General features: G+C 35.6%; 13 protein-coding genes and 2 pseudogenes. 11 read left to right on the top strand and 4 right to left on the bottom strand.

Features of this window, described 5'->3' with window-relative positions:
- Positions 1-97: 97 nt before the first annotated feature.
- Positions 98-370 (top strand): annotated as a pseudogene (locus HMPREF0014_RS15055) (transposase domain-containing protein); the annotation flags it as partial.
- Positions 371-400: 30 nt separating this feature from the next.
- Here HMPREF0014_RS15055 and HMPREF0014_RS25490 read toward each other — a convergent pair.
- A pseudogene (locus HMPREF0014_RS25490) lies at positions 401-514 on the bottom strand (RNA 2'-phosphotransferase); the annotation flags it as partial.
- Positions 515-644: 130 nt separating this feature from the next.
- On the opposite strand from HMPREF0014_RS25490, the gene HMPREF0014_RS15050 reads away from it, so the two are divergent.
- From HMPREF0014_RS15050 to HMPREF0014_RS15020, 7 genes are all read left to right on the top strand, one after another.
- The gene (locus HMPREF0014_RS15050; RefSeq protein ID WP_004886308.1) at positions 645-977 is read left to right on the top strand and encodes a hypothetical protein; all 333 of its coding nucleotides are present in this window, start codon (positions 645-647) and stop codon (positions 975-977) included.
- A gap of 519 nt (positions 978-1,496) precedes the next feature.
- Positions 1,497-1,871 (top strand): hypothetical protein, encoded by a 375-nt coding sequence (locus tag HMPREF0014_RS15045; protein WP_004886310.1) that lies wholly within the window; start codon positions 1,497-1,499, stop codon positions 1,869-1,871.
- A gap of 70 nt (positions 1,872-1,941) precedes the next feature.
- Positions 1,942-2,316 carry a hypothetical protein gene (locus HMPREF0014_RS15040; protein ID WP_004886311.1) on the top strand — a complete coding sequence of 125 codons (375 nt, stop codon included), beginning with the start codon at positions 1,942-1,944 and terminating at the stop codon, positions 2,314-2,316.
- A gap of 235 nt (positions 2,317-2,551) precedes the next feature.
- Positions 2,552-2,956 carry a hypothetical protein gene (locus HMPREF0014_RS15035; RefSeq protein WP_004886312.1) on the top strand — a complete coding sequence of 135 codons (405 nt, stop codon included), beginning with the start codon at positions 2,552-2,554 and terminating at the stop codon, positions 2,954-2,956.
- A 295-nt stretch (positions 2,957-3,251) separates the two neighbouring features.
- Positions 3,252-3,680, top strand: coding sequence for a hypothetical protein (locus tag HMPREF0014_RS15030; RefSeq protein ID WP_004886313.1), 429 nt, complete (start codon positions 3,252-3,254; stop codon positions 3,678-3,680).
- A gap of 325 nt (positions 3,681-4,005) precedes the next feature.
- Complete coding sequence (locus tag HMPREF0014_RS15025; protein WP_004886314.1) at positions 4,006-4,389, top strand: hypothetical protein; 384 nt, start codon at positions 4,006-4,008, stop codon at positions 4,387-4,389.
- 784 nt (positions 4,390-5,173) lie between these two features.
- Positions 5,174-5,734, top strand: a complete 561-nt coding sequence (locus HMPREF0014_RS15020) for a TetR/AcrR family transcriptional regulator (protein WP_004886317.1) — start codon at positions 5,174-5,176, stop codon at positions 5,732-5,734.
- A gap of 55 nt (positions 5,735-5,789) precedes the next feature.
- On the opposite strand, the gene HMPREF0014_RS15015 is transcribed toward HMPREF0014_RS15020, so the two are convergent.
- Positions 5,790-6,911 carry a hypothetical protein gene (locus tag HMPREF0014_RS15015; protein ID WP_006580587.1) on the bottom strand — a complete coding sequence of 374 codons (1,122 nt, stop codon included), beginning with the start codon at positions 6,909-6,911 and terminating at the stop codon, positions 5,790-5,792.
- A gap of 245 nt (positions 6,912-7,156) precedes the next feature.
- Positions 7,157-8,074 carry a LysR family transcriptional regulator gene (locus HMPREF0014_RS15010; protein WP_004886320.1) on the bottom strand — a complete coding sequence of 306 codons (918 nt, stop codon included), beginning with the start codon at positions 8,072-8,074 and terminating at the stop codon, positions 7,157-7,159.
- A 97-nt stretch (positions 8,075-8,171) separates the two neighbouring features.
- On the opposite strand from HMPREF0014_RS15010, the gene HMPREF0014_RS15005 reads away from it, so the two are divergent.
- From HMPREF0014_RS15005 to HMPREF0014_RS14995, 3 genes are all read left to right on the top strand, one after another.
- Positions 8,172-9,554: an aspartate aminotransferase family protein gene (locus HMPREF0014_RS15005; protein WP_006580586.1), complete on the top strand. Its 1,383-nt coding sequence runs from the start codon at positions 8,172-8,174 to the stop codon at positions 9,552-9,554.
- Between the two features lie 106 nt (positions 9,555-9,660).
- Positions 9,661-11,229: a CoA-acylating methylmalonate-semialdehyde dehydrogenase gene (locus HMPREF0014_RS15000; RefSeq protein WP_004886323.1), complete on the top strand. Its 1,569-nt coding sequence runs from the start codon at positions 9,661-9,663 to the stop codon at positions 11,227-11,229.
- Positions 11,230-11,333: 104 nt separating this feature from the next.
- Positions 11,334-12,731 (top strand): amino acid permease, encoded by a 1,398-nt coding sequence (locus tag HMPREF0014_RS14995; RefSeq protein ID WP_004886325.1) that lies wholly within the window; start codon positions 11,334-11,336, stop codon positions 12,729-12,731.
- A 149-nt stretch (positions 12,732-12,880) separates the two neighbouring features.
- Here the strand turns inward: HMPREF0014_RS14995 and HMPREF0014_RS14990 are convergent, their stop codons facing one another.
- Positions 12,881-13,114 carry a DUF2171 domain-containing protein gene (locus tag HMPREF0014_RS14990; protein WP_004886326.1) on the bottom strand — a complete coding sequence of 78 codons (234 nt, stop codon included), beginning with the start codon at positions 13,112-13,114 and terminating at the stop codon, positions 12,881-12,883.
- Positions 13,115-13,363 lie beyond the last annotated feature (249 nt).

Below are 13,363 nucleotides of genomic sequence, written 5' to 3'. Positions count from 1 at the left end.
ATTTACGGAATTAGGTAGACCTCGCACCCAAGTTGTGTCTTAAATTTGAATGGATTGGGGAGAACTCAGCTTTTGAATGTTTATGCAACAAAGCCGCCGCTATCTGGATGATGGCAATCTACCCATTGACAATAATTGGATAGAGAACCAAATGCGTCCCTGGGCCTTGGGGCGTAAGAACTGGCTATTTGCAGGTTCGCTGCGCAGTGGTCAACGAGCTGCCAATATCATGACTTTAATCCAGTCAGCAAAGCTGAATGGCTTGGATCCGTATGCCTATTTAAGTGATGTGCTGAAAAGGTTGCCAACACATAAAGTGCCTCAAATAGAAGAATTACTACCTCACCGCTGGAAACCTGAACCCCGTTAAAACTTGGCGATGGCGTTCAGCGGATGCTTACGAAATTAAGTCTTCAATATTTGCCCAACCTTCACGATCTAATGTTAGATCAATTTCTTCTGGTTTGTGTCTTAGAATAAAACTTAAATATTGGCTAATTGCTTTTTCGTTCATAGATATAAAAGTATTAGAGTTTTTTATATTTTAATGATTTTATTAACTTAAGAGTAGTCTTATAGTGAAACTAAAAAATTGACATGAAAATTGTTGGTTCATTGTTAGGTGCTTAATAAAGGAGTTAACTGTGTTAGGTATATCTTTAAGTGAAAACTGGAATGATGACACTATTTATATATACGGCATATACCATAGTAATAACGATATATTGTTTTATGGAATTTCTGGGGAACATGGTAATGAACTAATTGCATTTAAGCAGAGAGAAATAGAAATAAAAGATCCTAAAGTACGGTATGAGATGGTCTATTATGGTAATGATGGTCGTAGTCATTTTATGATGCTTCATTGGGCTTTAGCTGAAGATGGCTTATTAGATAAATTATTAGAACGTGACCCAGATTCTTTAGCACTTTTTTCTAAGTTAAGGTGGCTTGATAGTAAGCAAGATTTTACTTAATTCAATGATCTTTATTGCTTGAAGATTTCTTTAAAGGGTTATTTATCTAGAGAAATAAGCCTATATGGGATGAAAAAAGTATTGCAAAAGTAGTACTAAAATCAACAGTGTGGCAATTACAGGTATTTTGACGGGATTAGAAGTAAATTTCTATTTGGGATATTATTTATGCTTGATGATCTTAGTTTTTTTCAAAAAGTTGGTATTTTCGTACAACCAATTATTTTAGTGATAATGGGAATTTATGGGCCGAAATCATTAAGAAATGTCTCATGGGCAATGTTGTTTTTTACGTTAACTACATATCTTTTTAATTTATTTTGAAGCAGATGGCTGTATACAAGCGTATCAAAACCATAGTGATATAAAAAGTATTCACTATTTGAAGTTAAATCTAGTATTGGTTTTAGTAACTATATTAGCAATACAGGAGCCATACAATACATCATGTTATATTTTGATAGAAAGCTTTAAAAAGGCACTTACTGGCGAAATAGTAATAATTAGGAATTATAAATAGTGTTACAAGTTCATGCTAAATTTGAAGATGATCTTCATACAGAAAATATGCTTAAAACATCACAAATACCGTGTTTATGTAAGATTGCTGAAAAATTTGAAATCGACTTTTTAGTCGCTTATCCTCAGGTTACAGGTTTTGTAACAGGTTGGGAGTATAAAGAAATTGATTTAAGAGTATCCGCAGGTGCTGGTGGGGAATATCTTCATTATAAATATGGATTAATTACTTTATCTAAGCTTGAGAAAGATTTATATATTATTGAAAACTTGTCTATGTTCGAATCAGGAAGTGGATGGCTTCCAGTAGTTGAAAATAGAGAATATAGCCATGTAGCTGAAGTTGAAGAGCCAGATTGGTTGAAAGATTTATGACCTAACTCCAATAGAAGATTTTAATAAATTCTTTACATGTGAAAGTATTATTCTGCGGAATTATAAATAAATGTTTATTTTAGATCTTAAACTTCCAAATAATTTACATTCTGAAATGATGTTGGAGTGTGAAAATATTCCGTGTTTGGTGAGGATAAATAGTATATTTAATATTGATTTTTTTGAGACTGTTCCTCATATATCTGGACAAGTTTTAGAATGGTCATGGAGCGAATTAAATAAAAGAGTGCCTGCTGGCTCTGGAGGTGAATATATGTACTATAAACGTAGTTTAATTACATTAGAAAGAATTGATAAAGATCATTTCAAGATTTTAGATTTAAGTATGTTTTTAAATGGTATAGGCTGGTGTAAAGTTATTGAGAACTCTATATATGCGGAACCAAATCCTAATTTGTGGGATACGGATCCTGATGAATATTAAAGCTATGAATAAAACATGAATTTAATCAATCGCAGTAGTACGTTCTTTCTTGCAGTTTTTCTGATGATGAGTCTTTCAAATACATATGCAACTAGCATACAGGCTTTACATACTGATTGGTAACAGGAAGCAGGGCTTTAGCAAGACTTGCTTCAGCATCTAGACTCGTAGGAGTAAGTGATAAAACTGTAGATAATGTTGAGCAGCGAGCGAAAGTTCAATAGGAGTAATAACTGTGGTTGAATGTATTTCTAATTCCATTGGAAAAGCATTAGTTGAAAAAGGGAGTAGTTTAAATAGTTTTTTCAAGTTATCAGTAAATTATGATTATGGCTATAATTATGATTATGCTTTAATCGTAGGGGAGAAGTATTTTATTTTAGGTGGTTTTGTTAAAAATAATTGCCTATATTACTATATTTATGATGATTATGTGCGGGTAGTGCCTACTATTCTTTTTGATATTGAAAAGTATTGTTTAAATAATGATATGTCTTTTTATATTGATAATAATCAAGGTGGTTGTTTAGGTGTTGTTTTTAATCCTCTTAATAAAATAGATTATTGGTATGAAAAGTATTTGGATGAAGATGTGGATGTGGTGGAAATTGTTAATAATATAATTAATTTAGAGCTGTAAATATTATTTTATAGGTATTAAATATGTTGATTATTTTGTCTATAAGTAAACTATAATATAGCTTGTAATTTAATAATTGTTAGAAATACTTATGCTATTAAAAGTCGGAAGCAAGATTGAAATATGAACTATCAGAGGCTTTTAAAAATAAGCCAGCTAATTTACGTTCACAAGAACGTTTTACTACTACTACACCTTCTGGGGGTAAACGTTAAGTTTGTACCACCAAGCCAAAGTCCTAATTCTACAGTGAATCAATGGCGTGGCGGGCCTTTATAATGAGGAAATAAATGAGATGAAAATTAAATTTCAATATGTTCTAAGAGAAGAATATGAAGGTGATGAAGGAGTATATGTACCAACACTCGGTTGGGAGGTAGCCCCATATAAAAATCAAGCGGAGGGATTTGATGCATATCTTAGAGGGGATGAAGACTTTTTGGATTTTATTTCAAGCATAGATAATTTAGAACTTATATCTGAGGCTTTATTAAAAATTGAGAGTATATTGAGAAATCAAAGAAAAGAAATTATTTTTTCTCCTTACGGTGATATGGGGGGAAGTGTGAAATTTACAAAGGAAATTACGACATTTAAACTTCGTACTAACAAAACTAAAAATTATCGTGGAGAAATCTCTACTGAATTATTTTTAAAAGTATTGATTCAATGGAAAAAGTATTTGGAATCTAATACAAAAGAGTGTGAGGCAGTAGTTATATAATAATTTAATTAGATTAAAGAAACCTATCAATACTAGATCGGCGTTTTATATAATTAGAGAAAATTCTACCTTTAAATCGATTCAGGATGAAAGGGAATTCAAACTATTAGGAAGTGAATTATTCGATCTTTTAAGAGAAGAGTTAACTGGTCAGTATGAAGTTATCTATCAAATTTAAGATAGCTTAAAAAATGCTGCCAAATTAATCTAATTATATGACATTGTATGACTTCTAAAATTTTTTTAATATTTTTGAAAAATAGGAAAATTGAAGCTTTTCCTTCCCAGAATGCACCAATTTCAAATCAATAGCTATGGATAAAACATGAATTCAATAAATCGCAGTAGTAAGTTCTTTCTTGCAGTTTTTCTAATGATGAGTCTTTCAAATACATATGCAGCAAAGACACAGGTTGAAGAGGTTGACGCAATGGAAGCTGCTGGAGCAGAAGTGGCAGAAGCGGGTGGAGCTGATGTTAGTGGAGTAGAGGTTGAATGTGATGCTGATGGAGCTTGTTATGGTGTAACTTCTGTAGCTCCCGTTTCTGATGATGAAAGGTACGGTGGTATTGAACAGGAATATGTTGTAAAAGGCTGTAAAGTAACGGTCTACAATGATGGGCCAGTGAAAATGGTCGATGTAAAGACGGATCAACCATGTGATGCTCCACTTCCTAAAGGTCATAAATTCTCTAAAAAGAACCATTAATTATTTTGTGTAGCATCTTTAAACAGGTGCTATTGAGATGAATTTACCAAGCCTCAAGCCAACTGAGAGTAAGAGGCTTATTTTTCTCATCTATTCTGATTAGGAACTATAAGAATTAGCCCAATCTTTCTTATTGCTGAACTCAATTATTTTTTAAAAAACTATAGAAATAACAACATCTGTTTTTTACCCGTAGATTTTGTAGTACATCTTAAAAACCCACTGATTTATCAAATACTTTGTCTGTTTTATTTTAAAACAGTTGTCACTTTTTGTGCTTGACGATAAATAGAGTGACTATTATTCTTTGCGTGCTGGCCTACATTGCCAGTCGGTTTTAGCAGACCGCATCAAACGTACATTAAAAGTTTCATACTTTTAGTGTTGAGCCCTCGTGCCCCCTCTGCGGCGGAACGGGAGGGGGACACCTTCGGGTGTGCTGGCCACGTTTGACCAGTCTGCTAACCCCTTTTCGTTCTGCCACCATAATTTTAATGTCTGGCAGAACTCCCAATAAAAAGGAGTCGGCTTTGCACATCCATTATTTCTTGGCAGCCTTTGCCAAAAGCTATAACAACACAACTTAGTTTGTTAACAAGTTTGATCGCCATTAGGTTTATCAAGCTTTAAATCGTCACGACCAAAAACTTAGCAACTATAAAACTCGAGATGTGCCAAGCACAGTCTTTATGGGTTTTGCTGCGCCTTTTTTTCTCCCAGAAAGGGCACAGATTTTTTTAACTCATTTATATACAACAAAAATTTATTTTATAACGGTAAAACTATGCCAAATTTAATTCTCCCAACACGTGCTTTAGAAGTTGTAAAAAAAGGAATAAATCTGTTTCACCATGGTGGGTTTCACACTGTGGGCGTCGACAAAATTGTGAAAGAAACTGAAGTGAACAAAATGACGTTTTATAATTATTTTCACTCAAAAGAGCGCTTCATTGATATTTGTCTACTCGTACAAAAAGAACGGCTCCAAGACCAAGTGGTTGCACTGGTGGAGTATGAACATGATACAAATGTCATAGATAAACTCAAGAAACTGTATGTTCTACATACCGACTTAGAGGGACCATATTACTTATTATTTAAGGCTATTTTTGAAACTAAAAATAGCTATCCAAATGCTTACCAAACCGCAGTAAGGTACAGAACATGGCTGACCAATGAAATCTATAGCGTACTTAGAACACTTAAGGCCGATGCAACATTTAATGAAGCGAAACTCTTTTTGTATATGATTGAGGGTGCAATTATTCAGTATTTAGATAAGAACGATACGTATGAAGGAAATAAGGCATTAGATTACTTTTTATTAAGGGTAGGGCTGGTTTAGATAAATATCCCAAAGTACATTGGCTAAGTACTTTGGGATATACAGGTTTTAAATTTTACTTATAGTAAGTTTGGATTTGGGCAGCAAGAAAGTCATAACTCGCTTTATTGTATAAAGCAAATTTTCCTTTTGTTTGATAATTAGTGGTCGACATAATTGCTGGTTCACCGTATGTTTCAGAAACAACATTACCTTTAACTTGCCATTCACCATCGTAAATTTTGCCATTCATTTCAATGGCAGGGTCTTTACCACCCGAATAAATTTGATTACCTGCACTGTCTACAGAGTAAGTTACATTGTAGCCAGCCACAGTATCAAATTTATATTTAGCTTTTGGATAAAGAGCTTGTTGCCATTCAACTACAGTTTTGAAATTAGTACTATCGCTATCAAAGAAATAAAATTCGGTATTGTTATAAACAACAGACTTCGGTACATAAATATATGAGCCACTTGGGAAGGTTTCATTACTATTTAATAAGCTCGTAAAAGCTGTTTGATTATTTTTAAGTGTTCCAGCAAAGTGATTACTCATATATAAGTAGTCTATATTTTCTGGTCGACTTGTTAAAATATTAGATGGGAAAATGTCAGATATTTTTTTACCTGAAACATCTATTTTTTCGTAGTCGTAACTAATGTTATATGAATTTAAACTACAAGTATCATTAAATTGAGCAGTTGTAATTTGTGAACCTTGTGATGCAACGACATAACCTAAAGGCCAACCATTATTCTGCTTTTGGTATGTCTTTTTAGTGAAAAGACCGAAAGAGTTAAGGTCATAACTTTGGACGATATCTTCAGCCAAACTACTTTCAATTTCATCAGCAGTTATATTGTAAAGTGCTTTTGGATAAGCATATAACATTTGATCATTTCTTTTAATTTCATATGCATAAAGTTGTGGAATTGAAGTTGGAGGATTTCCTGAAGAAATTTCCTTAAATCTATAATTTAAAGAATATAGCGTTTCATCAAAAATTGTATTAGTTGAAAGCGTAGAATTTAAGAGAATACCTCTATCACATTTTAGACTATTTACATTTTGAGTAGATTGTTCCTGAGCTTGTGATGATACATTTTCAGTATTATTAGAGCTTGAACTGCCTCCACCGCACCCCGTTAACATAATAAATGAAATAGAAACTGCTAAAGTTGAAATTTTTTTCATGAATAAACCTTAAGTATTTATGTTTACTTTGCGGGCGTGATTATATATTTTTTATTTATTAAAAACAGATCGTTAAGTGATATTTATTAAATATTAAATATATTTAAATATACTGCATAGTCATTTTTACCTAAAAAGCCCCTATGGAGCTTTAATTTTGTAAATTTTTATTGTGAAGTTTTTATAAATAAAAAGGCTTGTTATTTATAAATAATCTATATTCTTACATCTATATATAAATATTTTTAACTACTGCTGATTCTTTTCTCAAGCATATCTACAAATGTTTTTAAAATATTATTGTGGTTCTTACCCTTATGAGTAATTAAACATATAGGGGTGCTGTAGTGCATTTTGTTTTTTAAAACAGGTTGCATCACACCATCTTCAACCCATTTTTTTGCATAATGGTCGGGTAAAAAACCTAAAAATTTGCCAGTTAAAATCAGAAAGGCAATACCTTCACGGTCACTTGCTGTCGCTTTACAGTCTAAAAGCTGATGTAACTTTGCGGCTTCTGAGGTAATAGCATAATTAGGAAGAATGGCTTGCCATTTTTTTAATTCATTTAAATTAATATTGCTACAGTGGTTAAATAAAGGATGATTTTTGCCGCAGTATAAAAATGAACTTTCACTATATAAGTCGAAATAGTCTAAACCAGACAAAGGCGTCACAAGGGGAATAACACCTGCATGCAATCGGTTATCAAGTACACGGCACTCAATATCTGAAAGGGTGCTCATACTAATATTAATAATAACTTCGGCATGCTCTTCGGCAAGTTGAGTCAAGGTGTTGGTAATATAGCCTCTAGGCATAGTCACAAGGTTGTTAATAATGCCGATATTAAACTCCCCCTTAAGGCGGTTATGCATTTGGTTGACTTTAGAGCGGAAGTCTTCAATCGCTGCTGTGAGTACTTCAATATATTCTAAAATTTCCCGCCCTTCATCGGTGAGGGCAAATCCGGCACGGCCACGTTGGCATAGCCGAATGCCTAAACGATTTTCTAAATCACTCATATGCAAACTAATTGCAGAGCGGCTAATACCCAAAATACTTTCGGCAGATGTAAAGCTATGGCAGTCGCAAACCGTTTTAAATATTTTGAGAAGTTTTATATCAAAATCAGTGACTTGATTTAATTTTTTAGGTTTCATTTAGTTTTGTTTTTTTAAATCTAAACTCAAGATAATTTGAATTTATCAAACTTATCTCGCTATGTACACTCAAACCATAATTTGAAAATAAACAGGAATGGTTATGTTTGATACGGATAAATTCAGCGACTCTGAACATACTTTAGATGCGGTTCAAACCAATAATAATATGCATATAAATTATCAGGCACACTGGATGCCTTTCTCTGCAAATCGAAACTTTGCTAAAGACCCACGTATGATTGTCGGCGCAAAAGGGTCATACCTGATTGATGATTCTGGCCGTGAAATATTCGATTCACTTTCAGGCTTATGGACTTGTGGTGCAGGCCATACCTTGCCTGAAATTCAACAAGCGGTAAGCGCCCAATTAGGTCAGCTCGACTACTCACCAGCTTTTCAGTTTGGTCATCCGCTTTCTTTTAAGCTGGCAGATAAAATTGTTCAGCATATGCCTGAAAAACTACAACACGTTTTCTTTACCAACTCAGGGTCAGAGTCGGCAGATACGTCGATCAAAATGGCACGTGCTTATTGGCGTATTAAAGGCAAACCAAGCAAAACCAAATTGATTGGTCGTGCCCGTGGCTACCATGGCGTAAACGTTGCGGGGACAAGCTTAGGTGGAATTGGCGGCAACCGTAAAATGTTTGGTCAGCTTATGGATGTAGACCATTTACCGCATACCTTACAGCCAAATTTAACTTTTACCAAAGGCTGTGCAGAAACAGGCGGGGTAGAACTTGCCAATGAAATGCTTAAATTAATTGAGCTACATGATGCTTCAAATATTGCAGCCGTCATTGTGGAGCCTATTTCCGGTTCTGCGGGTTGTATTGTGCCGCCAACGGGTTATTTACAACGTTTACGAGAAATCTGTGATGAGCATGACATCTTGTTAATTTTTGATGAGGTGATTACAGGTTTTGGGCGTTTAGGAACATGGACTGCGGCGGAATATTTCGGAGTTACGCCAGATATTTTGAACTTTGCGAAACAAGTCACCAATGGTGCCATTCCTTTAGGTGGTGTGGTGGCAAGCCATGAAATTTACTCTGCGTTTATGCAGCAAGACTTACCAGAACACGCCATTGAATTTACCCACGGCTATACCTATTCGGCACATCCGGTTGCTTGCGCTGCCGCTTTAGCTGCGCTTGAAGTTTTAGAAAAGAAAAACTTGTTAGCTCAATCGGCGGCGTTGGCACCAAGTTTTGAAAAAATGCTGCATGGTTTAAAAGGCGCACCGCACATTTTAGATATTCGCAACTGTGGCTTGATTGGTGCGTTGCAGTTAGCTCCGCGTGATGGCGATGCCACCATTCGAGGCTTTGAACTCGGTATGAAACTCTGGAAAGAAGGTTTCTATGTCCGCTTTGGAGGTGACACGCTTCAGTTCGGTCCAATGTTCAACAGCACAGAAGCAGATATTGACCGCTTATTGAATGCCGTGGGCGATGCACTTTATCAAGTGAAATAAGCCTTATAGATATTTATGAGCATCGGTAGTGTCTCTGGATGCTCTTTAAAAACCAAATGAAAAAGCAGTTTGATCTGAAAACTAATTGTAGTAAGGAGTAACAACAATGACAAATGGCCTAGAAGATTTTAGCTATGACGAAGTTTCAACTGAAAATAGTACGCATAGTGAACAAGCCAAAAAAGTGCTAGGGCATTTCATTCAAGGACGAATTGTATCTAAAACGGCAAGAAAACAGCCAGTTTACAATCCTGCGACGGGTGAAATTAGTAAAGAAGTCGAAATTGCAGATGCTCAAACGGTAAATGAAGCAGTTCAGGTCGCCGAGCAAGCATTTCCTGCATGGCGTGATACACCAGTTATTAAACGTGCACGTGTCATGTTCAAGTTCAAACAATTATTAGAGCAAAATGCCGAAAAGATTTGCGCTTTGATTGGGCAAGAGCACGGCAAAATTTCTCATGATGCTCAAGGCGAATTGCAACGCGGTATTGAAAACGTTGAATATGTTTGCGGCGCACCAGAGCTTTTAAAAGGGGAGTTTTCAAAAAATGTTGGTCCAGATATCGACTCATGGAGCGAGTTCCAACCGCTAGGTGTTGTTGCTGGTATCACACCGTTTAACTTCCCGGCCATGGTTGCTTTATGGATGTTCCCAATGGCACTGGTTTGCGGTAACTGCTTTATTTTAAAACCTTCTGAAAAAGCACCTTCTGTGGTTTTATACCTTGCTGAACTTTTAAAACAGGCCGGTTTACCTGATGGCGTGTTTAATGTGGTCAATGGTGACAAAGAAGCGGTAGATGCTTTATTGCATCATCCTCGTATTCAAGCTGTCAGCTTTGTGGGTTCAACCCCAATTGCTGAATATATTTACCGTACAGCGACTTCAACGGGTAAACGTTGCCAAGCATTAGGCGGCGCAAAAAACCACGCGATTATTATGCCTGATGCCGATATTGATAACGTGGTAACTTCATTGTTAGGTGCAGCTTTTGGCTCTTCTGGTGAGCGTTGTATGGCACTTTCGGTTGCGGTTGCTATTGGCGATGAAGTTGCCGATGTCGTGATTGATAAGCTGACTCAAGAAATGAAAAAATTGAAGTTCGGCCACTATGCAGATGCAAACAACGACTTTGGCCCACTGATTACCCAAGCACATAAAGATAAAGTGCAGGCTTATATTCAAAGTGCAGAACAGCAAGGCGCGAAAATTGTGGTAGATGGCCGTGATGCAAAACCGGCAGGCTATGAAAAAGGTTTCTTCGTTGGACCAACTTTAATTGATCAAGTCACACCAAACATGACCAGCTACCAGCAAGAAATTTTTGGTCCTGTGTTGCAAGTTATGCGTGTGAATAGCATGCAAGAAGCGATGCAACTGATTAATGACCATGAGTATGGTAACGGTACTTGTATTTATACCCGTGATGGGGAAGCTGCACGCTATTTTAGCAGTCATATTCAAGTTGGTATGGTCGGTATTAATGTGCCTTTACCAGTACCTGTGGCTTACCATAGCTTTGGTGGCTGGAAGCGTTCACTGTTTGGTGATTTACATGCGTATGGTCCAGATGGTGTCCGTTTTTACACACGCCGTAAAACCATTACACAGCGCTGGCCATCTGCTCAAGTCCGTGAAGCAAAACAGTTCTCAATGCCAACTTTAAATTAATGTCTGCAACAAAGGGAAAACATCAGGTTTTCCCTTTTTCATTAGCTAAGGATTTTTAAACATGTAATAGATTGTTTTATGGATATATTTTTAAGGAATGAAATATGAATAATGATAGAACAAAAAAATTAGGCGAAGGACTTTCAAATCGCCATATCACAATGATTAGTATTGGTGGTGTTATTGGTGCAGGTTTATTTGTCGGTTCATCTTCTGCAATTGCCAAAGCAGGCCCAGCGGTCATTCTTGCATATCTCACTACCAGTATTATGGTCTTTCTGGTCATGCGAATGTTGGGTGAAATGGCCGTTTTAGAGCCGGACACCGGTTCATTTTCTACCTATGCCCGTAAAGCGATTGGCCCGTGGGCAGGCTTCACTATTGGTTGGTTATATTGGTGGTTTTGGGTGCTTGCGATTCCGGTAGAAGCGATTGCTGGCGCAGAAATTTTACATTCGTGGTTTCCGAGCGTATCGGTTTCTATCTATGCATTTTGCTTTATTGTGTTCCTAAGCTTGGCCAACTTTTTTAGTACCAAAAGTTTTGGTGAGTTTGAGTTCTGGTTTTCTTTAGTCAAAGTAGTCGCCATTATTGGATTTATCATAATTGGTATTTTGGCAATTTCGGGTATTTGGCCTTTAGCAAAAAATGTTAGCGGTGTTGCCAATTTATATAACAATGCTGGCTTTATGCCGCATGGTATGGGAGGTATTTTATCTGCCATTTTAATTACGGCGTTTTCATTTTTTGGGGTAGAAATTGTCTCGATTGCCGCGGCAGAGTCATCCAACCCTAAACAGAAAATTAGACGTGCCACCAATTTGGTGCTGTACCGTATTATTCTTTTCTTTGTGGTTTCGATGTTTATTGCCGTTTCACTTGTCGATTGGCGTTCACCAGACTTACAAAAGTACGGGACATTCCAATACGTTTTAATGAGCTTAAATGTACCAGGTACTAAACTTATTATTGATACGGTTGTGTTTATCGCCGTGGCAAGCTGTATGAATGCCGCAATTTATACATCTTCTCGTATGTTATTCCGTTTAGGAACACGCAATGAAGCACCGCAGGCAGTCACTAAAGTGAATTATGCGGGGGTACCGGCAATTGCGGTGTTCTCCTCAACTTTTATTGGTTTAGTGTGCTGTGTCATTAACTATGTATTTCCAGGAAAAGTGTTTGGCCTATTGCTTTCAAGCACAGGTTCGATTGCTTTGCTGGTGTACTTGGTTATTGCGTTTTCACAGTTACGTTTAAGACATAAGTTAGAAGCAGCTGGAGCAGAAATTCCCTTTAAAATGTGGTTGTTTCCATGGCTGACTTGGTTTGTGATTATCATTATTTTAAGTGTATTGGCTTATATGTTCTTCTCACCAGCCTATAGTTATGAAACGACTCTATCTTTAGGGGTAACGTTAGGTGTGGTGGTGTGCGGTTTATTTGTAACCCGAAAGCGTAAAGCAACCCGTTCGGTTGCAATGAATCAGAGTAATTTATAAAAATATTGAATTAAAATTTTTATGATAGAAATAAAAAGCTCCTTAATAAAAAGGAGCTTTTTACTTTTTTCATTATCGTTATTTTATTTTAATTGTTGTTTATATTTTTAAATAAGATGCACAGTTATAAACTAACTGTGCAAAGAAATTTAAATGGCTTGCCAATTTTCTTTAACTTCTTGAGAGTTTTTATTTAAGATGACTTGATCGTCTTTTACTTCACCAATCCAAGAAATCGGAATAAGGTGATGTTGATCATTTTCGTCTTTAGTAAGTTTTAACTGATTTTCACCTTCAAGGTGATCAACAGTTCCTACTTTGGTACCACAAGAAGCAATAACGTCTGCATGTTTTTTAATATCATTAATATTTAAAGTACTCATTTTTGACCTCTTCTTTGGAAATAGAAAAATCGTAGAAACTAAATTACTGGATAAAATCGGAGAAATCTTTATTTTTTAATAAACCTTACATGATTATTTTATATTTTCACTTAAGCGATATAGTTAAATAACAATGAAATAAAACGAAATATTCATTTAATAAAGTTATAGAAAATATCTTTTTATTACATTTTATATCTTTAATTAAACAGAATTATTTCGATATGTTTAAGTTAATACTTTTGAATA

Source organism: Acinetobacter sp. RUH 2624, from assembly GCF_000162375.2.
GTDB classification, from domain to species: domain Bacteria; phylum Pseudomonadota; class Gammaproteobacteria; order Pseudomonadales; family Moraxellaceae; genus Acinetobacter; species Acinetobacter nosocomialis.
The sequence above is the reverse complement of the archived record's forward strand: the minus strand, read 5'-3'. Positions and strand labels throughout refer to the sequence as shown.